Origin of the sequence: Streptomyces venezuelae (genome assembly GCF_008642375.1) — a bacterium.
Taxonomy (GTDB): Bacteria; Actinomycetota; Actinomycetes; order Streptomycetales; family Streptomycetaceae; genus Streptomyces; species Streptomyces venezuelae_G.
On sequence record NZ_CP029194.1, the window covers coordinates 783175 to 803376 of the forward strand.

At 72.6% G+C, this 20202-nt stretch carries 17 protein-coding genes; 5 read left to right on the forward strand and 12 right to left on the reverse strand.

Annotated features, from left to right (window positions below):
* Positions 1–107: 107 nt before the first annotated feature.
* From DEJ46_RS03555 to DEJ46_RS03565, 3 genes are all read right to left on the reverse strand, one after another.
* Positions 108–1544 (reverse strand): DEAD/DEAH box helicase, encoded by a 1437-nt coding sequence (locus DEJ46_RS03555; protein WP_150264117.1) that lies wholly within the window; start codon positions 1542–1544, stop codon positions 108–110.
* Positions 1545–1828: 284 nt separating this feature from the next.
* A complete protein-coding gene (locus DEJ46_RS03560; RefSeq protein ID WP_024760785.1) occupies positions 1829–2032 on the reverse strand; it encodes a cold-shock protein in 204 nt (67 codons plus the stop codon).
* Positions 2033–2284: 252 nt separating this feature from the next.
* Positions 2285–3367, reverse strand: a complete 1083-nt coding sequence (locus DEJ46_RS03565) for an AI-2E family transporter (RefSeq protein ID WP_190622408.1) — start codon at positions 3365–3367, stop codon at positions 2285–2287.
* Between the two features lie 187 nt (positions 3368–3554).
* On the opposite strand from DEJ46_RS03565, the gene DEJ46_RS03570 reads away from it, so the two are divergent.
* Positions 3555–4289, forward strand: a complete 735-nt coding sequence (locus DEJ46_RS03570) for a hypothetical protein (RefSeq protein WP_150264119.1) — start codon at positions 3555–3557, stop codon at positions 4287–4289.
* Here the strand turns inward: DEJ46_RS03570 and DEJ46_RS03575 are convergent.
* Genes DEJ46_RS03575 through DEJ46_RS03585 form a run of 3 tightly spaced genes read right to left on the reverse strand, consistent with a single transcriptional unit; the run spans position 4261 to position 6098 of the window.
* A complete protein-coding gene (locus DEJ46_RS03575; RefSeq protein WP_150264120.1) occupies positions 4261–4920 on the reverse strand; it encodes a 4'-phosphopantetheinyl transferase family protein in 660 nt (219 codons plus the stop codon). The genes DEJ46_RS03570 and DEJ46_RS03575 overlap by 29 nt on opposite strands.
* 11 nt (positions 4921–4931) lie before the next feature.
* Positions 4932–5198, reverse strand: coding sequence for an acyl carrier protein (locus tag DEJ46_RS03580; protein ID WP_150264121.1), 267 nt, complete (start codon positions 5196–5198; stop codon positions 4932–4934).
* A 42-nt stretch (positions 5199–5240) separates the two neighbouring features.
* Entirely contained in the window at positions 5241–6098 is an 858-nt protein-coding gene (locus DEJ46_RS03585; RefSeq protein ID WP_150264122.1) for an aminoacyl--tRNA ligase-related protein, read from the reverse strand.
* A gap of 442 nt (positions 6099–6540) precedes the next feature.
* Between DEJ46_RS03585 and DEJ46_RS03590 the strand changes: the two genes are divergently transcribed.
* The 4 genes from DEJ46_RS03590 to DEJ46_RS03605 are packed head-to-tail and all read left to right on the forward strand — an operon-like array spanning position 6541 to position 12095.
* Positions 6541–7662, forward strand: coding sequence for a phytanoyl-CoA dioxygenase family protein (locus DEJ46_RS03590; RefSeq protein WP_150264123.1), 1122 nt, complete (start codon positions 6541–6543; stop codon positions 7660–7662).
* Positions 7644–8972 (forward strand): DUF6271 family protein, encoded by a 1329-nt coding sequence (locus DEJ46_RS03595; RefSeq protein ID WP_150264124.1) that lies wholly within the window; start codon positions 7644–7646, stop codon positions 8970–8972. The genes DEJ46_RS03590 and DEJ46_RS03595 overlap by 19 nt, the downstream gene beginning before the upstream one ends.
* Entirely contained in the window at positions 8966–10783 is a 1818-nt protein-coding gene (locus DEJ46_RS03600) for a condensation domain-containing protein (protein ID WP_150264125.1), read from the forward strand. The genes DEJ46_RS03595 and DEJ46_RS03600 overlap by 7 nt, the downstream gene beginning before the upstream one ends.
* 7 nt (positions 10784–10790) lie before the next feature.
* The gene (locus DEJ46_RS03605) at positions 10791–12095 is read left to right on the forward strand and encodes an MFS transporter (RefSeq protein ID WP_150274064.1); all 1305 of its coding nucleotides are present in this window, start codon (positions 10791–10793) and stop codon (positions 12093–12095) included.
* 26 nt (positions 12096–12121) lie between these two features.
* On the opposite strand, the gene DEJ46_RS03610 is transcribed toward DEJ46_RS03605, so the two are convergent.
* From DEJ46_RS03610 to DEJ46_RS03635, 6 genes are all read right to left on the reverse strand, one after another.
* On the reverse strand, positions 12122–12820 hold the full coding sequence (locus tag DEJ46_RS03610; RefSeq protein WP_150264126.1) for a 2-phosphosulfolactate phosphatase: 699 nt from the start codon (positions 12818–12820) through the stop codon (positions 12122–12124).
* A gap of 74 nt (positions 12821–12894) precedes the next feature.
* Complete coding sequence (locus DEJ46_RS03615; RefSeq protein WP_150264127.1) at positions 12895–15789, reverse strand: DUF5682 family protein; 2895 nt, start codon at positions 15787–15789, stop codon at positions 12895–12897.
* On the reverse strand, positions 15786–16910 hold the full coding sequence (locus tag DEJ46_RS03620) for an ATP-binding protein (RefSeq protein WP_150264128.1): 1125 nt from the start codon (positions 16908–16910) through the stop codon (positions 15786–15788). The genes DEJ46_RS03615 and DEJ46_RS03620 overlap by 4 nt, the downstream gene beginning before the upstream one ends.
* 12 nt (positions 16911–16922) lie before the next feature.
* The gene (locus DEJ46_RS03625) at positions 16923–18287 is read right to left on the reverse strand and encodes a VWA domain-containing protein (protein ID WP_150264129.1); all 1365 of its coding nucleotides are present in this window, start codon (positions 18285–18287) and stop codon (positions 16923–16925) included.
* The gene (locus DEJ46_RS03630; RefSeq protein ID WP_150264130.1) at positions 18284–19687 is read right to left on the reverse strand and encodes a hypothetical protein; all 1404 of its coding nucleotides are present in this window, start codon (positions 19685–19687) and stop codon (positions 18284–18286) included. Before DEJ46_RS03630 ends, DEJ46_RS03625 begins: the two co-directional genes overlap by 4 nt.
* Positions 19687–20190 (reverse strand): hypothetical protein, encoded by a 504-nt coding sequence (locus DEJ46_RS03635; protein WP_223834487.1) that lies wholly within the window; start codon positions 20188–20190, stop codon positions 19687–19689. The genes DEJ46_RS03630 and DEJ46_RS03635 overlap by 1 nt, the downstream gene beginning before the upstream one ends.
* Positions 20191–20202: the final 12 nt, after the last annotated feature.

Genomic DNA, 20202 nt, shown 5'->3' on the forward strand with positions numbered 1-20202 from the left:
GCGGAATCAAGACCGTTCCGCGGCACAGGACCCGTCGGTACGGGGCCTGTTGGGCGCGCCGCGGCCCTCTCCCACCTCTGGCGCGGCGCGCGACCGGTCGCGGAATCTCAGGCGCCGCGCCGGATCCGGGCGGCCTGGCGGGCCTCTGCCTGCTTGCGGGCCTCGGCGGAGCGGCGGGACTCGTTCTTGGCGCGGCCGGGCTTCCCGGGGACGGTTCCCATGCCCCGGAAGGCCGCGCCGCGCTGGGAGCGTTCGGGGGTGACGGGTGCGTTGCCTCCGATGGCGACGCCGGAGGGGGTCTTGGCGCCGGTGATCCGGCTCAGTTCGGCCTCGCCCGAGCGGACCTGGGTGATCTTCGCCCGGATGCCCGCGTCCGCCATGAGGCGCGCGACGTCCTTGCGCTGGTCCTGTGTGATGAGGGTGACGACCCTGCCGGACTCGCCGGCCCGCGCGGTGCGGCCGCCGCGGTGGAGGTAGTCCTTGTGGTCGGCGGGCGGGTCGACGTTGACGACGAGGTCGAGGTCGTCGATGTGGATGCCGCGGGCGGCGACGTTCGTCGCGACGAGGACGGGGACGGCGCCGGTCCTGAAGCGCTCCAGGGTGTGGATCCGCTGCGGCTGCGACTTGCCGCCGTGCAGCGCCGCCGCGCGTACGCCGCTGCCGAGGAGGTGGCGGGTGAACCGGTCGACGGCGGCCTTGGTGTCGAGGAACATCAGCACGCGTCCGTCGCGGGCGGCGATCTCGGTGGCGGTGGCGTACTTGTCGGGTCCGTGGACCTGGAGGACGTGGTGTTCCATCTCCGTGACGGCGCCGGCCGAGGGGTCGACGGAGTGGACGACCGGGTCGTTGAGGTAGGTGCGGACCAGCAGGTCGACGTTGTGGTCGAGGGTGGCCGAGAAGAGCAGGTGCTGTCCGCCGGGCCTCATCCGGTCGAGCAGCTCGGTGACCTGGGGCATGAAGCCCAGGTCGGCCATCTGGTCGGCCTCGTCGAGGACGGTGATCCTCACCTGGTCGAGGTGGCAGTCGCGGCGCTCGACGAGGTCCATGAGGCGGCCCGGGGTGGCGACGAGGAGCTCGACCCCTTCCCGGAGAGCGACGACCTGCCGGTTGATCGACACGCCGCCGAAGACGGTGGCGGTCCGCAGCTTCAAGGCCTTGGCGTACGGCTCGAGGGCGTCGCCGACCTGCTGGGCGAGCTCGCGCGTGGGCACGAGGACCAGGGCCAGGGGCCTCTTGGCGTCGGCGCGCCGGCCGGCCGTGCGGCTGAGGAGGGCGAGCCCGAAGGCGAGCGTCTTGCCGGATCCGGTGCGCGCACGGCCGAGGACGTCGCGGCCCGCGAGGGCGTTCGGCAGGGTCGCGGCCTGGATCGGGAACGGTGTGGTGACACCGAGGTCGGTCAGCGTCCGCAGCACCTCGGCGGGGAGCTCCATGGCGTCGAAGGTGTCCGCGGGGGGCAGGGCCGGGGTGACGGTGACCGGCGGCGCGAACTCCCCCTTCGAGGGGGCGGGGCGGCGGGTGTCGTTCGTGCGGTCCGAGCGGTTCATGAGTGCCTTCCTTGATGCGGCGATGCTGAGATGCGGCGCGTATCAAGGAATCCACGGCGTGAATGCGCCGGAAGAATTGCAGGAACGGGCCGAGAACAGTACCTGTACGGATCCGGGCACATCCGTGCGGTGCGGTACCACGTCACGGCATCCGGTGTGCGGAATGCCGGGAACCCGGCGGGCGGCGGCCTGCGGCCCGCGGGCTTCAGGCCCGGTAAAACGGCGACGGCCGGTGCCCCCCACCCTGGGGGTGGGGGGCACCGGCTACGTCAAGCGCGTCAAGCTTAGGCGGGGGTGATGTTCTCCGCCTGCGGGCCCTTCTGGCCCTGCGTGACGTCGAAGTTCACCTTCTGGCCCTCCTGCAGCTCACGGAAGCCGGAGGACGCGATGTTCGAGTAGTGGGCGAAGACGTCGGGGCCGCCACCCTCCTGCTCGATGAAGCCGAAGCCCTTTTCCGAGTTGAACCACTTAACGGTGCCGGTAGCCATGCGATATCTCCTTCGAGGCATTACCCGGAATTCACACTGCGTGAATCCCGGCGTCGCCGCGATGATTGCCCCGTCCGGAAAAAGCACCGAAAATACAAAAAGTGCTCTGGCGAGAATGAACCCACCTAAGCACTTGAAGTCTATGGGAACCACAACTGCAACTGATAACTACTGTATCACGGAATGGGCCGGAGGGCTCTTTGGCACGGAACTTCTTCGGTTTCCGTGTCGGACAGACCCTCCGGAGGCCCGTCACAACGGCCCTGTGGCCCCGTCCCGCGTCGTCCCCCGCGCCGCGCGCAGCGCCGTGTGGACCGACCAGACCACGGACACCAGCGGCACGGCGACCACCGCGCCGACGATGCCGGCCGCGATCGAGCCGGCGATGACCGAGATGGCCACCACCAAGGGGTGGAGCCGTACGGCCCAGCTCATGACGAGCGGATGCAGCAGATGCCCCTCGATCTGGCCCATCACGACGATCAGGGCGACCACGACCACCGCGACCAGGGGGCCCTGCGAGGCGAGCGCCACCACGGCGGCGACCGCGAGGGCGACGGGCGAGCCGATCAGGGGGACGAAGGCGGCGACGAACTCCAGGAGGGCGAGGGGGACGGCCAGCGGGACCCCGAGGAGCCAGAGCGCGAGGCCGACCAGGACCGCGTTCGTGGCGGCCACCAGCACGATCCCGTGCGTGTAGCCGGTGAAGGTGCGCCAGGCCGCGCGCCCCGCGATCCCCACCCGCCCCCGTACCGACCTCGGCAGCTGCCCCTGGAACCAGGCCCACTGCCGGTCTCCCGCGTGGATGAAGAACACGGCGGAGAACAGCGCAAGGGCCAGTGTCGTGAAGACGGCCACCACATGGCCGGCGCCGCTCACCGCCTCGCTCACCAGGGCCGACCGGTGGCTGGAGAGGAACTGGCCGATCCTCGCCTGTACGTCGGTCAGGACCTCCGGGTGCAGGCGGAACGGCGGCCGTTCCAGCCAGTCCTCGATCCGGTCGACACCGTCCCGGAACTCACGGACCAGCGTCGTCCGCTCCCCTGCCACGGCCTCGCCGACCAGCGTGAGCACCCCGAGTACGAGCGCGATGCCGCCGAGCAGGGTGAGGGCGACGGCCAGTGGCCGGGGCAGACCCTTGGCGACGATGTCGGCGACCGGGCGCAGCAGCGCGGTGATCACGAGGCCGAGGAAGACGGCGACGCCGATCTCGTGGAAGCGGCCGAGGACGGCGAACAGGCTGTAGACGAGCAGGCCGACGATCAGCAGCCGCCACGCGTACGCGGCGGCCGTGCGGAGGAACGGGGTCACCGGCGGTGCTGTGCCTGGCTGCATGGCGACGAGGTACCACCAAGGACGCTCAGGGCCACGCCGAGGACCCGACATTCGCCCGGTCAGCAGGGGGCGGACCCGAGGGCGCCGGTGGCTCGTCACGGAGCTCGTCGGGTCCCGTGTTCGAGTGATCGTCCGCTGCTAGTGTCCGGTACGGGGCGGGTGTCCCGTGCCGGGTGAGGAGGAGTCCATGAAGGCCGCGGACGACGGACGGCAGCAGCTGGACGCGGCGAGCGTCCTCAACGCGAAGAGGACGCTCCTCCAGCTCCTGGCCAGAGCCGGGGTCTGGTCCGGGGACGCCGAGGAACTGATCGGACTCGTGGAGGCCGGTGCCCTCGCCCTCGCCCACACCGAGATCGGCGAGAGCGCCCGGAGCGCGCCGGAGGGGAACGACGGTCGCTACGAGGCCGGCTGGCGCGACGGCACCCGTGCTGTCGCCGACGAGCTCGCGGACATCGCCGAACGCACCCTGCGCCACGCCCTCGCCCCCGACCCGACGGTGTCCTCGCCGGACGACCGGTCTCCCGTCGGCCGGGCGGAGATGGAGCGGGCGAAGGTCGCGATCACGCCGCTCTACCTCTCGTACACCGCCGTGTCCGAGCTGGACCCCGACGCTACCGAGCAGGTGCTCACCGCCGTCCTGGGCACGATGAGCCCCCGGCAGCGCGCCGGGTACGCGGGGCGGCTGACGGAGTTCGCCACGGCCCATCACGCGCGCCTGGAGCGGCTGTACGCGGAGTACGGTCCCGGCAGCGCCATCGCGATCCACGGCCGCTACTCCCTCGTCCACTCCCCCACCAGCGTCGCCGTGCTGGAACGTCTCGCCGCCGCGCCGGCGGCGCTCCACGAGGAGTGGGACGCCGCCGAGCTGCCGCCGGCGTGGCTGGACGGCCTGATCACCGCGTGGGGCCCGGCGGCGCACTGATCCGCGGGGAAGGCCCCGGTCCGAGGGTGAAGGCCGTGACGGGAGCGGCGGAGGCCACCGCCGCCACGGCCGACCTGTGCGGGTCCGTCCATGCGAGGACGCGGAGATCGCCGTCGCCGGCCTTCAGCCGCGCTTCCTCGCGGACCCACAGGCGGAGCAGGGCCGCGCCGGGGTCCGGGGCGCAGGCGGCCGCGCGGACGGCGGAGGCGGGCAGGACCCGGCCGAGTACCGACAGCGGGCCCGGCCTGCGGGTGGCGGGCTCCACGTCGACGCCCACGGCACCGGGGCCGACGGCCGCCGCGACGAGGCCGTCGGCGTGGCTCAGGCTGACGCCGACGCCGGGGTGGTCGGGGAGGTAGGGGCGCCCGTGGCCGGGCCGGTCGCAGTCGGCGCAGTACTGGGCCGGGGCCGATTCCTCCGGTGGCCTTCCGGTGAACCGGGCGGCGCAGAGCCGCAGCAGCAGCCGTGCGGCCAGGACGTCGTCCCGGCGGCTCGGCACCCGTGTCGCGGCGAGTCGTCGCAGCTCCCAGGGTTCGAGCAGTCCCTCGTGCAGCCGGGGATGGGCCAGGACCTCGCCGGTGGTCGCGACGGCCGCCAGCGCCGTACGGCCTTCGCCGGTCACGGGCGTCATGGGTGAGGCGGTCAGCCGGTGGCTGCCGCGCCGCCCCGGGCTGCGGCCGTCCCGGAGCGGGTCAGGAAGCGGCGCTCCACGCGGCCGAGCGTGCGGAAGTCGTCGATGGTGACTTCCTGGAGGTCGATGGAGTCGCCGGAGATCTCCTCCAGCAGGTCGATGAACTCCAGGAAGTCCATCGAGTCGATGAGTCGGGCCTCGATGAGGTCCTCGTCGACGTCGATCGGGCCGTCGAGGCCGGGGTTCTTCTCGTGGAGCCACGCGGCGATGCGTTCCATGGTGCTGGTCACTCCTTGGTGCTGTGCGGGTTCGGTGACGTCTCAGGACCGGGCGGCCCGGAGCCGGGCGAGGGCCTGTTCGGGGGTGCCGTGGGCGAGGATCATCGCGTGCACCCAGCGTTCGACGCCGAAGGCGACGCAGGCGCTGTACGCGGACCCTTCGGCACCCGCCCGGATGTCCAGCCGCTCGCCGAAGAAGTTGCGGTGGCGGTTGACGGAGGCGATGGCCGTGCCGTCCGGGGCGCTGAACTCGTGCTTGACCGGGTCGAGCGCCATGAGGCGGGCCCGGGAACCGCCCCGGTCGTAGAAGGGGTCGTCGGCCGTGGCCCGGGTCAGGTCGAGGCCGAGACGTCCGGCCACTTCCTGGATGAACTCGGCTCCCCGTTCCAGGTGTTCGACCGCTCCTTGCTTGGTGCCGAGGTACAGGACCTCGCGCATGTGGAAGCCCCAGAGGCGGCGCAGCCCGTCGTAGTGGGTCTCGTTGCGGAAGCAGCGGCCGGTGGCGGAGAGCCGTAGCCCGTCCTCGCCGACGTCCCTGCCCTCCAGGGAGAGCAGGAGTCCGTAGCAGGTGGCGGAGGGGAGCAGGTGGCCGGTGGGGCGCAGCGGGAGCTCCGCCGGGTCCTCGCCGGCCGCCAGGCCGTCGAGCGCCTCGGGGGTGAACCGCCCGGCGGAGACGCCGAGGTGGGGGAAGTTGCGGAAGTAGTCCAGCCGGGCCAGGCCCTCGACGGACAGCAGGGGTGGTCCGACCACCTCGGGGGCGGAGAGGCGTGCCGCCAGTCCGGTCAGCAGGGCGTCGAGGCCGTGCAGCAGGGCGGTGTGGACCGGGTCGAGCGTGAGGAGGCCCGGGCCGGGGTTCTTGAGGCCGCCGTCCGGCAGGGCCGTACTGCTGGTTGTGCTCATGGAAACCGCTCCCTCTCAGCGTGTGCGAACAGTCGGGGGCGTCGGCGGGTGGGCAGGAGGACGATCCACGGCGTGGGTGTGGTGGTGGCGGCCGGATCGGTTCGGTCGGTTCGAACGTCCGGGAGTGTGGCTGCCGTCGGACCGCATGGCGTCGCCGCCGACCGGGCGCGGCGGTGCGTCCGGCCGGTGCCCCGCCGGGGCCACGGCCTGCGAGAAGCCCCTGGGATCGGAGCCGCGCCATGGACCCTAGGCCAGCCCGTCCCGCCTTGTCTAGACCAAAGTCGGCGGGTCGGCGCAGGTCGCCGAGTGTTCGCTTCGATCTTCCGGACACGTCAACTGTGCATATCCGGCCGACGCTTGACAGCGGCTATGGTCTAAACCAATGCTGCTGCGTAACCGGCAGTGACCGTCCTCGGCCCTGACCCCGTCCTGGAGGGACCCCATGACGACCCCCGCTCCCCACGGCCGCCCTCGCCACCCCCGTCTGCACAGAGCGGCGTCGGACCTTCCCTACTTCAGCGCGGACGGAGAGTCCTATCTCGCCCGGACCACCCTGCGGGAGCTGAAGAAGTCCCGCCCCCTGCGGGTGCTCTCCGAGGCGGACTTCGCCCATTGGCAGACGTACGGATACGTCGTCGTCCGGGAGGCGATACCTGCGGAGGACGCCCGGCGGCTCCTCGACTTCGCCTGGGACTTCCAAGGGCTCGACCCGGACCGCCCGGAAAGCTGGTACGAGGACCGGCCGTTCCGCTCCGAGCTGGACCAACAGCTGCACGTGTACGGATTCGTCGAGGCGTACCACCACCAACTGCTGTGGAACAGCCGCCAGTCACAGCGCGTGTACGACGCCTTCGTCGACGTCTGGGACTGCGAGGAGCTGTGGGTCACGCTGGACCGGCTCAACCTCAATCCGCCCAACGTCAAGAACCGCGACCGTGCGCTGATCGAGCCCACGGACCGGGGCTTCGACATCGAGCTGCACTGGGACATCGACACCACGCTCGGCGTCCCGCCCCAGCGGGTGCAGGGGATCATCGCGCTCAACGACACCCGGCCCGAGACCGGCGGCTTCCAGTGCGACCCCGAGCTGTTCCGGCGGTTCGAGGAGTGGAAGGTCGCCCAGCCGGCCGACCGGGACCCGCTGCGTCCCGCCGTGGACCGGACCGAGTTCCCCGTCGAACGGCCCGATCTCCACCCCGGCGACCTGCTCATCTGGAACGGCCTCCTCGCCCACGGCGTGGCGCGCAACGCCTCCGAGAACGGGGTGCGCGCGGTCCAGTACCTGTCGATGATGCCGGCGCTCGAGGAGCACGACAGGCTGCGCCGCTCCCGTGTCGAGTCCTGGCGGCACCTGCGCACCCCCCGCTGGAACCGCACGCTCGTCGGCGATCCGGTGCTGCACGAGTCCAAGCGCTACCCCACGGCCGAACTGACCGGGCTCGGCAGCCGGCTCCTCGGGCTCACCTCGTGGCACGAGACGGCCGATGCCGGCGCATCCGCGGCCGCACATGCGGATGCCGGTCGGAGCGGGGACGGAGAACCTGCGTGCGCCGCGTCTGCCTGACCCTCCCCACCGACCGGGCCTGCTCCGAGACCATCAGGGCGGTCGCCGAGGAGGCCGCCCACGGCGCCCGCCGGTTCGGCGTCGAGGTGCACCTCCTGGTCCTGGACTCCTCCGAGGCGCCGGTGCTCGCCGGGCACCGTACGACGGTCACCGGTCTGCCGCCGGTGCCGGGCGTGGTCGTCCACCACCTCGACGAGGCCCGGCAGCGGGCCTTCCTGCGGAAGGTGATCGCCGCGTCGGGCGTCGCGGCGCCCGAGCGGGTGCTCGACCTGCTGCTGCCGTCCCGCGTGTCCTACGGGGCCTGCACCGACCGCGCCTTCCTGATCGCGGAGGCCCTGGGCTGCGCGTCGGTGCACCGGCGGGACTCCGACAGCCGCTACCAGCACCACTCCCCCTCCGGGAATCCGCACGAGGGCGGACCGGTCTTCCCCTTCCACCACGAGCTGACGTCGCTGGGGCGGCTGCCCGCCGACGTCGCCGGACTCGTGTCACGGAGCAGGCTCGACCCCGCGTGCGCGGACCGGCCGGTGGCCATGGTCGGCGGCTCCTTCGTCGGCGAGATGTCCGTGGACGTCGAGGAGATCCGCCGGCTCGACCCCGCCGTCTACGAGGACGTCATCGGCCTCTCGGTCCCCGACGGCTATCCGGAGATCTGGCGCAGGAACCTCATCGCCGAGTCGTTCCGCGGCGCCGGGACCACCCCTTTCACCCGCGACCTCTCGACGCTCACCAGCGTCAGCCCCACGCGGGTGGACATGTGCAACATCGCCTTCACGAGCGAGGTCTACGGCCGGGTGCCGCTGCCGCCCGCCACCGACACCATCGGCAGCGACTACTTCCTGATCCATCTGGTCCACGACGCCCGGCTGCCGGGCGTTCTCCACAACCGCCATATCGTCAACTTCCATACACAAGAGCGTCGTTCCGACGCGGGCTTCCTCGCCTACCACCGGAGGCTCGCCAAGTTCTTCCTGTCCACGCCGTACTTCAACGCCGTGTACGAACGGATGGCCGCCGCCGGAGCGGAGTTGCTCGACGCCGACGGCCGTGTCCGCGCGGATGCCGTCGCCGGGTTCGTCAGGGACAGCACCCTTCTGGACCCCGTCGAGAACGCCGAGCGGCTCGACGTCGTGGACCGCTCGTACCGCAAGCTCGGCGGCCGCTACGCCGGGGCCGCCGACGTCCTCGCCGCCGAGCGCGAACGACTCATCGACGCGGCCCGGGCCGACATGGAGGATTTCGCCCTCCTGATCGACGCCTGGGGACCCCTGACCCGCTCCACGAAGTCCGTGAAAGGCATCACATGGTGAGTGAGCGAGACTCCTCGCGGCTCGATGACACCCCCGCACCGGCACGCGCGGTCACCCTCACCGTCGCGTACGACGGCGGTGAGGAGCGCCGGGGCCCCGTCACGATGGGGCAGGCCAACATGATCCGCTGCGTCCTGCGGGACGAGCCCGGGCACATCAACATCCACGACGTGTGGCCGGCGCCCGCAGGGACCGGGGCGGAAGGCGCCGTCGACGCCCTGCGTACCCTCGCGGTACGGCACGAGGCGCTGCGCACCACCTTCCCGCACGCCCCGGGCTCCGTTCCTCGCGAGCAGGTCGTCGCCGCCGCCGGTACGTTCACGGTCACCGTCCTCGACCACGACGAGCTCCCCGGCGAACCCGCCGTCTACGCGGAGTCGCTGGCGCGCGAGGCCCGTGACGAACGCTTCCGTCTGGACCGGGACTTCCCCCTCCGGGTGACCCTGGTCGCCCTCGACGGCGCGGCGGTGTACGCCGCCGTGGCGGCCAGCCATGCCGTCACCGACATCAGCGCGCTCGCCGTCCTCAAGGAGGAATGGCTCACGCTGCTGTCCGGCGGGACGCTGCCTCCGCTGACGGCCCTCACGCCCCTGGGGCTCGCCGCGGAGGAGGCGGCCCCGGCCGGGCTCCGCAAGTCCGCCGCGTCGCTGGGGTATTGGGAGCGGATCATCCGTACCGGACCGCAGGCCATGTTCGCGGAACCGGGTGCCGAGGGGACCGAGATCGCCGCGCCGCGGCTCACCCTGCGGTCGCGGCGGGGCGCCCGCGCCCTGGCTGCCGTGGCGGCGCGGACCGGCGGCCTCCCGGCGACGGTGCTGCTCACTGCCTGGTGCGCGCTCCTCGCGCACCGTACGGGCCAGCCCGCCTGTGTGACCGCCGTCCCGACCGCCAACCGGTTCGAGCCACGGCTGACCCGCTCGGTCAACACCCTCTCCCAGGACGCCCTGCTCTGCCTCGACGTCCGGGTCCCGTCCTTCGACGTGCTCCTCGGCAAGGCCTGGGGGGCGGCGCTCAACGCCTACCGGCACAGCCGGTTCGACGCGGTGAGCCTGTGGGAGATGATCGACCGGGCGACCTTCGAGCGCGGCAGCCGGTTCTCGCGCGATGTCGCCTTCAACGACGTGAGCACCCTGCCCACCGCGCTTCCTTCCACTCTTCCTTCCACTCTTCCTGCCGCCGATCCCTCCTCCCCCGGGGGCGAGACCGCCGTCGGCCCGGAGCTGGAGCTCAGTTGGGGCGAGGTGCAGGTGCTGCCGACGCGCGTCCTGACCTTCGTCCACGAGACGGACCCGCTGCTGCGCCTCGGCGTGTGGGCCGACCCCGCGCTGTTCACGCGGGAGCAGGCGGAGGGCCTCGTCGTCGGTCTGGTACGTCTCCTGGAGGCGGCCGCCGCCGGGGACGTGCCGCTGGACGCGCTCACCGAGGTGACGGGCGTCCGGACCGTCGAACGCGGCCCGGAATGGGAGCGGGTCGACGGCTCCTGGGTCTCGCCGCCCGCCGTGGCGGACGCCCTGAGCCGGGCCCTCGACGGCGTACCCGTACACGTCACGACGGATCCCGCGCCGGGCCGCGGATCGCCGGAAGGGGAAGCCGAGGCCGGGCTCATGGCTTACATCGCCGCCGGGGGCCGCCCGCTCACTCCGGCGGGGGCACACGCCGCGCTCATGGACGCCCTCCCCGGCCGCCCCGGACTCCTGGCTCCCCGGCGGTACGTGATCGTCCAGGACCCGCCGGAGGAGGCCGACCTGAGCGGCGCCTGGGTCCGGCAGCAGATTCTCTCGGAAGGGACCGGCCGGGACCGGCGGATGTGACATGACGATGGATACCGATGACGTGACCGTCCGGCGGAAGTCGGACGCGCTTCCCAGCCCGTGGCGGTCGAGCCGCTTCCGGCTGTTCTTCACCGCGCGCAGCGCGTCGCTGCTCGCCGACGGCATGCTGATGGTCTCGCTGACGACCGCCGTCCTCGGCGCGGGCTACGGGGCCAGTGGCGTCGGATACGCGCTGGCCGCGTGGATGGCGCCGATCGTCCTGCTGGTCCTGGTCGGCGGAGTCCTCGCGGACCGGTTCACCCCGCAGGTGATGATGGTCGGCGCCGACGTGGTGCGCCTGGTGGCCATGCTCGCGCTCGCGGCGCTGCTGGCCGCGGGCGACGTACGGCTCTGGCACATCATGGCGCTGCTCGCGGTCAGCGGCGCCGCGACGGCCATGTTCCAGCCGGGCCTGGCGAGCATGGTCCCCCAGGTCGCCGAGGACATCCAGCGGGCCAACGCGCTCCTGCGGATATCCGAGGCGATCTGCACGCTGCTCGGCCCGGGCCTCGCGGGGCTCCTCGTCGCCTACTGGGACGTGGCGGGCTCCTTCCTGGTGATCGCGGCGGCGTACGCGCTCAGCGCGCTGGGCCTCGCGCCGCTGCGGAAGCTGAGCACCGCCAAGGACGACAGTGCCGACCCTCTGTGGCAGCGGCTGGCCACGGGGTGGCACGAGTTCCGGTCCCGGTCCTGGCTGTGGGGTGTCATCGCCGTCTGGGCGGTCTACGGTCTGTTCGTCTTCGGGCCGGCGCTGCCGCTGGGCGCGGCGCTGCTCACCGAGCAGCACGGGGCGAGCGGCTACGGCTGGATCGCCTCGGCCGACGGGGCCGGCACGATCGTGGGCGGGCTGCTCGGCATGCGCGTGAAGCCTCGCCGACCGCTCGTCGCGGGGGCCCTCGCCATGCTGTTCTTCTCGCTCAACCCCCTGGCCCCGGCCCTCGGCTGGTCGTTCACGCTCACGGCGGTCACCGGTGTCGTGGCCGGCTGCGGCTTCGCCTTCTGGGGGGTCATGTGGGCGACGAGCGTGCAGTCCCATATTCCCCTGGCCGTCCTCAGCCGTGTCTCGGCCTACGACATCGCCGGCTCCATCATGGTGATCCCGCTGGGGCGGGCACTGGCCGGTCCGGCGGCGGAGTCCTTCGGGGCCGATCGCGTGCTGCTCTTCTCCGCCGTGACGGGTGTCGCGCTCCTCGGGGTCATGCTCTGCGTCCCGGCCGTCCGCGCGCTCGGCCGGGCGCCGGCGGTCGACGGCGCCGAGGACGTGGACGGCCCGGACGGCACCGGGTCGGACGGCGGCGGCACAGGCCGCTGACGCCCGTGGCGGGCTCGGCCGACCGCTCAGGCCTCGCCGGTCGGCGACGGCAGGGCGACCGGCCGGAGGACCATGAGCGAGTCCTCGAGGGTCGCCACCATGGCGAAGGGGAAGCGGTCGAGCTCCAGGCAGAGCGCGACGTCGTCAGGGTGTGTCCCTTCGCGTACGCCCTCCCTCAACTCGGCGGCGGCGCGTGACGCGTCGGCGCGGCGGAGGAACTCCGTCGCGCCGGTCTCCGTCCCGTCGTTGACCCTCCGGTCGATGTACTGCGCGCACGCCAGGTCTTCCTCGGCCCGCCCGTCCTCGCCGGTGACCACGAACGTGACACCGTCGCTCCCCCGGGCCCGCAGGACCGAGGCCGTCGCCTCCGCGACCACGAAACTGGCGCACAGCACCAGCGACGCGTCCTTGACCGCGAGCGCGCCGACCGTCCCCGCCGTGGTCTTCTGGACGACGGTCCGTCCACCGAGGTCGAGGGAGCGCAGCAGACCCGGCGAGTTGACGGCGTCGAACCCGGGCGCGGGCGGACCGTCCTTGAGCGCGACCCAGTCCGGGTGACGGGACTTGAGCGCGAGCGCTTCGTCCAGCGACCCGGCGAGAACGATCTTCTCCGCCCCTCGGGCGAAGGCCCAGGCAGCCACCGTGTAGGCGCGCATGACGTCGACGACGACGGCCACGGAGGGGACTTCGACCACTTCGGCGACGGAGAGGAAACGAGTGTCCATCCGTTCATGATCGCGTATGCCCGGGCAGAGCCGCCCGGGCAGTGACGCGCCTCACATCAACGGCCTCGGGGCCGTCATGCGCCCGCGAGGAGGGCTGCCACCGCGTGTGCCGTGTCGGGGTGGCGGTCCGTCAGGGACGGGTGGCGGGGCGCGGTGTCCGTCGGCGCCCATCCGTCCGCGCAGCCCAGCAGCTCCGCGAGCGCGTCGAAGGTCTCCGGGTGTGCCGGGAGCAGCGCAGCGCCCCGTGGGGCCGTGGAGTGCGGACGGGTACGGGCCGCCGCGAGCGCCACCGGCTGCTGCCGCCAGGGCGGGACCCAGGCGTCCAGGGCGGCGAGCCGGGCCGGGAAGATGCGTCCCGCCTCGCGGATGAGCAGCGGGGCCAGCTCCGCCGCGTTCGACCGGAGCGTGGTGATGAGGACCGGCAGCCACGGCAGCAGGACGGCGTCCGGCAGCCGCCCGAAGGCGTTCGAGACGGCCTCCACCACCACGTCGGCGAGTCCCGGCACCGGTTCGAGCGCGTGGACGAAGCCGCTGAGGTAGCGCGGGTAGGAGGGCACCACCAGAGGATTGCCGAGGAGCTCGTCGCAGCGCGCCCGCAGCTCCGCCCGGGAGAGCGTGCCGAGCTGCACCTGCGCCGCCCACAGCAGCGCCGTCTTCGCCGGGTCCTGCGGGTGCGACTGCGCCACCGACAGTTCGAGCTGTGTCCGGTCGCAGCCCAGCGAGAGCGCCAGGCTCTCCATGCTGAACAGGAAGCCCAGCATGGCCGCCACCTGCCCGGCCGTCGCGTCCTCGTCCCGGAAGGCGGTCGGCAGCAGCGTGCAGTAGTGGGCGTATCCGGTCCTGACGAACGACTCGATCCACGGCGGCAGCACCGCTTCGCTCGTCCGGTAGTACGCGAGGAGGCCGCGGACCCGGCGCAGCACCTCCGGCGCCCCGTCCACCGTGCGCTCGGCGGCCAGGACTTCCAGGGCCCGTGTGCCCAGCTCCTCGGCGAGGCGCCGGCCGCCGAGGTACAGCGTCGCGTCCTCGACCGCCCCCAGGACCTGCGCGGTCGTCGCCTGCGGCCCGTACGCCGTGCGCCGCAGCCGCTGCTCAAGGACCTGTTCGAGGCTCACGCCCTCGTAGCCGAGCTCGATGAGCGCGCGCTGGTGGGTGCCGAGGGACAGGTCCCACGACTCCTGGATCGAGCGCTCGCCGAGCCGCCGCTCTCCCATGATGGGCCGCGCGGCGCCCGTCGGCATCAGCCGGCGCAGCATCCACAGGACGTCGGAGCAGGCCCTCAGGTCCGGCTCCGAGGCCATGTCGAGGAGGGCACGCCGCACGCCGCGCTGCTGGAGGTTGAGCGCCAGCGGTTCCAGCCGGTCGTACACGTCGCGCGCGAGGGGCGGCAGCGCGTCGTAGCCGACCTGGCCGATCCGGTCGCCGCCCATCATGATCTCGACGAGGCGGCGCACGTCCCGGCGCCCGGGCACCGAGTCCTTCTCGATGCAGGTGACGGCCGCGTCCTGGAAGTCGTACGGCGTCGGCTTGGCCCGGTCCCGCATGCCGGCCAGCAGGATCGACGTCTCGAAGACGGCGATCGCGTCGGCGGTCGAGGCGAGGTAGCCGCTGCGGCGGGCCGCGCGGACGATGTCCACGGACCAGCCGAGCAGTTCGGCCTCGTCCAGGGTGTCGACGACCGGCGGCCGGCGCAGGAAGCCGGAGAGCCGGTCGTCCGCGCCCACGGGCACGACGGGGGTCTCGGCCTTCGCGGCCGTCTTCCGCGCGGCCGTCCTCGTCGGGGTCGGCTTCTTCGCGCCGGCCTGGCCTTCCAGGCGGTACGGCTTCACGCGGGTGCGCTTGAGGTTCTTCGCCCACTGCGTGGCGGCGATCGAAACCGATCCGGAGGCGAGGCCGAACTGCGCCTCGATCGCGGAGTGGCTCGACGGGATCAGCCCGTACTGCCAGGTGGTGGCGGTCCGCGGGGAGATCGTGAAGCCGGAGGTGCCGTCGGCGGCCGTGGCGCCGTCCACGCCGAACTCGTCGACCCGGCTCGCCGCGTGGAAGGCGCCGCACACATAGAGACAGTCCGCCGGGTCGGTGCCGGTGGCCGCCAGGTGCTCGCGCATCCGGGTCCACATGTACCGCTCGCGGTCCTCGTCCACGCGGACCCGCTCGCCGTCGCCCGGGGCGAGCCGCCGGAAGAGGCTGCCGATGAGGAACATGACCTGGCGGTAGGTGTCGTGGTCGCTGTCGCCGAGCGGTACCTCGACGTACTGGTGCCACCACTCCGACCAGTGGCGGACCTTGCCGTGCCGGAGCAGGTGCTCCTCCAGCTCGGCGAAGCGCGGTCGCAGGTCGCCGATCTCGACGCCGACGGCCTCGCCGTGGAGCGCCGCCTCGGCCTCGGTCCCGGCGGCCTTCGCCCCGGGAGCCGCCTTGCCCGTGGCGCCCGCCGGAGCCGACGCGTCCTCGTCCGCACCGTCCGGGGCCCCGGCCCGGTCGTGCCGGGTGTCCCACTGGAAGACGTGGTCGGAGGAGCGGTCGACGAGGACGAGCTCCACGCCGGGGGTGTCGAGTGCGTACGCGATGGCCTGGTACTCGGCGGAGGCCTCGGTGATCGGGGCGACGACGGACAGCGGCGCCCAGTCGGCCGGGAAGCCGTCGATGTCGCCGGCGAACGCCTGCACGGCGACCGGAAGCCGGCAGTTGCGCAGCTCGGTCAGGAGCGGCGCCATGTCCTCGCACAGCTCCAGGTACACGACCTTCGGCTGCTTCTCGCGCAGTCGGCGGGCCATGGCGAGCGCCGACGCGGGCGAGTGGTGACAGACGGGGAAGATCTCCAGGGGCTCGCCGGCCGCCCGGTCGACGTCGTCGACCATGCCGAGGAGGATGCCTTCCAGCGCATCCCCTCCGCCTGCGAACTCAGCTGCGGCGTCGTGGAGTTGTCCCCGCAGCGCGGCGAACGGGGTCTCGGGGGCCGCGCTCATGCCAGCTTGGCGATCGCTTCGCGGCCGCCCTCCAGGAACTCGGGCCAGGAGCCGCCCTCCTCCTTGCCGCGCGGCTCGACGACACCGTGCAGGTACTTGTTGAGGATGGCCAGGTCCTCGGGCTCGCGGCGGGCGAGGGAGCCGACGAGCGAGGCGGCTAGGGTACGGGCGGTCAGGGCGCGCTCGCCGAAGAAGTTGCTGTGGAGGACGGCGTCCTCCAGTACGCCGATCTGTTCGGCGGTGGACAGCGCGGACTCCAGCTTCTCGTCGTCGCTGCCGGCCGCCGCGGCGGAGGCGCGGAGGTCGGCGAAGCTCTGGAGGAGGACGTCGAGGAGGGTGGGCGGCACGTCCAGGTCGATCTGGTGGCGGCGGAGCAGTTCCTCGGTGCGGAAGCGGACGATCTCGGCCTCGCTCTTCTTGTTCGTCACGACCGGGATGCGGACGAAGTTGAAGCGGCGCTTGAGGGCCGACGACAGGTCGTTGACCCCTCGGTCGCGGCTGTTGGCCGTGGCGATGATCGAGAAGCCGGGCTTGGCGAAGACGATGTTGTCGCCGCCGCCGTCGCTCTCCAGCTCGGGGACGGAGACGTACTTCTCGGAGAGGATCGAGATGAGCGCGTCCTGGACGTCGCTGGTGGAGCGGGTCAGCTCCTCGAAGCGGCCGATGGTGCCCGTCTCCATCGCGGTCATGATCGGCGAGGGGATCATCGACTCCCGCGACTGGCCCTTGGCGATGACCATGGACACGTTCCAGGAGTACTTGATGTGGTCCTCGGTGGTGCCCGCGGTGCCCTGCACGACGAGGGTGGAGTTGCGGCTGATGGCGGCCGCGAGGAGCTCGGCCAGCCAGCTCTTCCCGGTGCCGGGGTCCCCGATGAGGAGCAGGCCGCGGTCGGAGGCGAGGGTGACGATGGAGCGCTCGACGATGGAGCGGTCGCCGAACCACTTCTGGGCCACCTCCCGGTCGAGGCCGTCGGCGCGCTCGGAGCCGAGGACGAAGAGGCGCACCATCTTCGGGGACAGCCGCCAGGAGAACGGCTTGGGGTTGTCGTCGATCGATTCCAGCCAGTCGAGTTCCTCGGCGTACTTGATCTCGGCGGGGGCACGGAGCAGGTCGGACATGCGAAGGGCCTCTCAGGTGAGGAAGGTCTTGAGTTCGTGGACGAGCTTGTCGATGTGGCCGGAGACGACCGGGGTGCCGAGCGCCTTGAACCGCTCGCGGAACCAGGGGTTGACCTCCTGGCGTCCGGAGCTGGTCACCGAGCCGACGGGGATGAACCGCACGCCGGACCGGTGGACCGCCTCGATGCCCTCGAAGAGCGGCTGGGAGCGGTCGAACTCGTAGAAGTCGGAGATCCACACCATGACGGTGTTCTTGGGCTCGGCGATCTTCGGCCGGGCCATGGCCATGGCGACCGGTCCGTCGTTGCCGCCGCCGAGGTTGGTACGGAGCAGCACGTCGAACGGGTCGTGCACCCAGGGGGTGAGGTCGATCGCGCGGGTGTCGTACGCGATGAGGTGGACGTCCACCTTCGGCAGACCGGCGAAGATCGAGGCCAGGATGGTGCAGTTCACCATCGAGTCGACCATGGAGCCGGACTGGTCCACGACGACGACGAGCCGCTGGGGCGTGGTCCTGCGGACGGTGTGCCGGTAGTAGAGGCGGTCGACGTAGAGCCGCTCCTCCTCCGGGCTCCAGTTGGTGAGGTTCTTCCAGATGGTGCGGTCGATGTCGAGGTTGCGGAAGACCCGCTTGGGCGGGACCGAGCGGTCCAGCTCGCCGACGGTCGCCTTCTCCACCTGGGTGCGCAGCACCTCGGCGACCTCGTCGACGTAACGCCGGATGAGGGACTTGGCGTTGGCCAGGGCGATGCCGGAGAGATTGCCCTTGTCGCGCAGGAGCTGCTCGATGAGGGACATGCTCGGGGTGAGCTTGGCGGCGAGCGCGGGGTCGGCGAGCACCTCGCGCAGGTGCATGCGCTGGACCAGGTCCGCCTCGAGGGAGCCGAGTTCGGCGCCGAGGCCGCCACCGGTGAGGCCGGCTCCGGCCGCCCGTCCGCCGCGCAGGCCGCCGGGCGGGCAGCCGAGCGCGCGCTCCAGCCAGCCGGCGTCCGACTGCCAGCGCGCGAGCTGGCCGGCGGAGACCGTGCCGGAGCCGGTGGAGAAGACATTGAGCAGGACCTTCGAGGCGAGTGCGGCACGCCGCACCTCGGCGGCCCGGTCGCGGGCGTCGTCCGGCTCGGGCTCCGGGGTCATCAGGCCGTCGAACTCCTCGGCCAGTTCCGGGTGGCGCTGGACGACGGAGTCGACGGACGCGCCCGGGTCGAGCAGCGCCGACGGGAGGCCGATGTCCTCGACGACGGCGAGGCTCGCGGACTCCAGGGCGGCCTGCTCCTCGTGGTCGAAGAGCCGGGCGAGGAGACGCCAGTAGAGGACCTGACGGCGGTTGTCGTCGGAGTCGGCGGGAGCGGTGGGCTCGGGGGCAGTGCGGTCGGTCATTTCCGCAGCAGCTTTCCGGCTCGTTCGCGCAGGACGGCGACGGAGTCCGTGGCGGCCTTCTCCGCCCGGACACCTGCCTTGTCGGTGGTGCCTCCGGCCCAGGCTCCCGCGTGGACGGCGACGGTCTTCTTCCGGACGGTCGTCTCGACGGCCAGTGGCTGGAGGACGAACTCCCCGGCGTCCCAGCGGAGCAGTCCGACGCACGCGCCGGAGGCGGCGACCGTCTCGGGGGTGAGCGGACCGGCCGCCGGGGCGCGGTCGGTGTCGACGGCCAGCCGGTGCCCGGCGACGGCGAACGCCGTCGGCCCGTCGTCCTCGCGCTCCACCGCGTACCCCTCGACGAGTACGGGTACGGCGATCCGGACCGGGTGGCGGTCCAGCGGGGCGGTCACCGGGTCGACGGCGGTGGACAGGATCACCCGGGCGGTGGCGAACGGGTCGGCGGGCTCCCCCGCCCGGGCCCGCTCGTCGTCCCAGACCAGGTCGCCCTCGTCCGTGACGGGCATGGCGTCGAGCTCCATGGAGCGGCCCTCGCCGACGGCCGCCAGGAGCGACATCCGCGGGCGGAGCAGCTGCCAGAGTCCGGCGCCGACGACGGTGTCCGGCTTGGGTGCGGAGACCGCGGCCCGCACCAGCCGCGGGGCCGTGCCGTCAGCGGGCTCGAACACCGCGTGGACCTGCGCCTGTACGGCGGTCGCGTGCTCCTGCACGTCGACGCCGAGCGGCAGCAGGCGGCCGGTCGCGGCGGACGTCGCCGCGCCGGAGGCGGCGCCGGTCGCGCCCGGCAGGGTCAGCAGCAGCGCGCGGGACCAGAGGTCGGCCCAGCGGCGCACGGGGACACGCTCCAGGGTGGCTCCCGGGCAGGAGGCGGCCAGTTCGGCGGCGAAGCCGTCGAGCAGGGCGGCCTGACGCCGCAGCAGCGGGTCCGGCAGCATCGCGGAGACCACGGGCGCCGCACCGGCGACCAGTTCGTGGTCGATGCCCTGCCAGCCGGCGCGGGCGAGGTCGCACAGCCAGGCGCGGGCGGCCGCGAGCACGTTGGCGGCGGGCCCTTCGCCTGCCGCGGCCGGTACGGCCGCCTCCGTGCGCGGCCGGCCCGTGACGTCACCGACGCGGGCGACGAGGGCGTCGTGCACGGAACCCATGAGGGCGGTGCGGGCGGCGGCGAGGGCGACGAAGTGCTCCTCGCCGGCCGCGCCGGCCGTCGTCTTCTCGGCGGCCTCGGCGACACGCGAGGCCAACGGCGTCCCGGCGACGGCCTCCGTGATCGCGCCGAGGCCTTCGGCCTGCGCGGGCTGCGGACGGAGCAGTCCGGCGACGAGCACCCGGTCGAAGGCGTCGACGGCCGCGAGGGCCTCGTCGAGCCCGTCCACGGGGTCGGAGAGCAGATCCGTACGCATCAGGCCACCGCCCTCGTCGGCGGGAACCACTGCATCTCGGGCAACGGCACGGTCACCGGCTCCCGTTCGAGGTAGGCCAGGTGCCGCAGGAAGCGGCTGAACACCGGGGCGGCCGCCGAGGTGTCGCCCTGGGCGGGGCGGGTGGCGGTCATCACCGAGACGAGCGCGGTGGCGTCGGGCTCCTGACCCGGCGTCTCGGCCTTCAGATAGCGGGCGACGCGCTCGGCTCCGTACTGCAGGACGGCCTCGCCGACGAGCCCGCGGATGTGGTTGCAGAACGAGCCGCGCGCGCCGCCGCAGGGGCGGTTGTTGTTGGTGCTGCACGCGAACGCGTACGTCCCGGCGGCGATCGAGGACACGTACACGCGCCCTATGTCGGACCCGCTGGACACGACACCCTGCAACCGTCCGTCGGCCAGCTCGACGAACGGCACCTTGGCGAGTTTCCGCGGTCGCGCGGGCGGTACGACCCGCGCCACGCTCGACGTCTCCCAGACCGTCAAGACACCTCTCCC

Excerpts from the sequence above, each read along its gene's own strand:
- DEJ46_RS03630 (WP_150264130.1), bottom strand. The coding sequence starts at position 19,687 with ATGCGTACGGATCTGCTCTCCGACCCCGTGGACGGGCTCGACGAGGCC.
- DEJ46_RS03620 (WP_150264128.1), bottom strand. The coding sequence starts at position 16,910 with ATGTCCGACCTGCTCCGTGCCCCCGCCGAGATCAAGTACGCCGAGGAA.
- DEJ46_RS03575 (WP_150264120.1), bottom strand. The coding sequence starts at position 4,920 with ATGACGCCCGTGACCGGCGAAGGCCGTACGGCGCTGGCGGCCGTCGCG.
- DEJ46_RS03555 (WP_150264117.1), bottom strand. The coding sequence starts at position 1,544 with ATGAACCGCTCGGACCGCACGAACGACACCCGCCGCCCCGCCCCCTCG.
- DEJ46_RS03585 (WP_150264122.1), bottom strand. The coding sequence starts at position 6,098 with ATGAGCACAACCAGCAGTACGGCCCTGCCGGACGGCGGCCTCAAGAAC.
- DEJ46_RS03570 (WP_150264119.1), top strand. The coding sequence starts at position 3,555 with ATGAAGGCCGCGGACGACGGACGGCAGCAGCTGGACGCGGCGAGCGTC.
- DEJ46_RS03615 (WP_150264127.1), bottom strand. The coding sequence starts at position 15,789 with ATGAGCGCGGCCCCCGAGACCCCGTTCGCCGCGCTGCGGGGACAACTC.
- DEJ46_RS03610 (WP_150264126.1), bottom strand. The coding sequence starts at position 12,820 with ATGGACACTCGTTTCCTCTCCGTCGCCGAAGTGGTCGAAGTCCCCTCC.
- DEJ46_RS03580 (WP_150264121.1), bottom strand. The coding sequence starts at position 5,198 with ATGGAACGCATCGCCGCGTGGCTCCACGAGAAGAACCCCGGCCTCGAC.
- DEJ46_RS03590 (WP_150264123.1), top strand. The coding sequence starts at position 6,541 with ATGACGACCCCCGCTCCCCACGGCCGCCCTCGCCACCCCCGTCTGCAC.
- DEJ46_RS03600 (WP_150264125.1), top strand. The coding sequence starts at position 8,966 with ATGGTGAGTGAGCGAGACTCCTCGCGGCTCGATGACACCCCCGCACCG.
- DEJ46_RS03605 (WP_150274064.1), top strand. The coding sequence starts at position 10,791 with ATGGATACCGATGACGTGACCGTCCGGCGGAAGTCGGACGCGCTTCCC.
- DEJ46_RS03560 (WP_024760785.1), bottom strand. The coding sequence starts at position 2,032 with ATGGCTACCGGCACCGTTAAGTGGTTCAACTCGGAAAAGGGCTTCGGC.
- DEJ46_RS03565 (WP_190622408.1), bottom strand. The coding sequence starts at position 3,367 with ATGCAGCCAGGCACAGCACCGCCGGTGACCCCGTTCCTCCGCACGGCC.
- DEJ46_RS03625 (WP_150264129.1), bottom strand. The coding sequence starts at position 18,287 with ATGACCGACCGCACTGCCCCCGAGCCCACCGCTCCCGCCGACTCCGAC.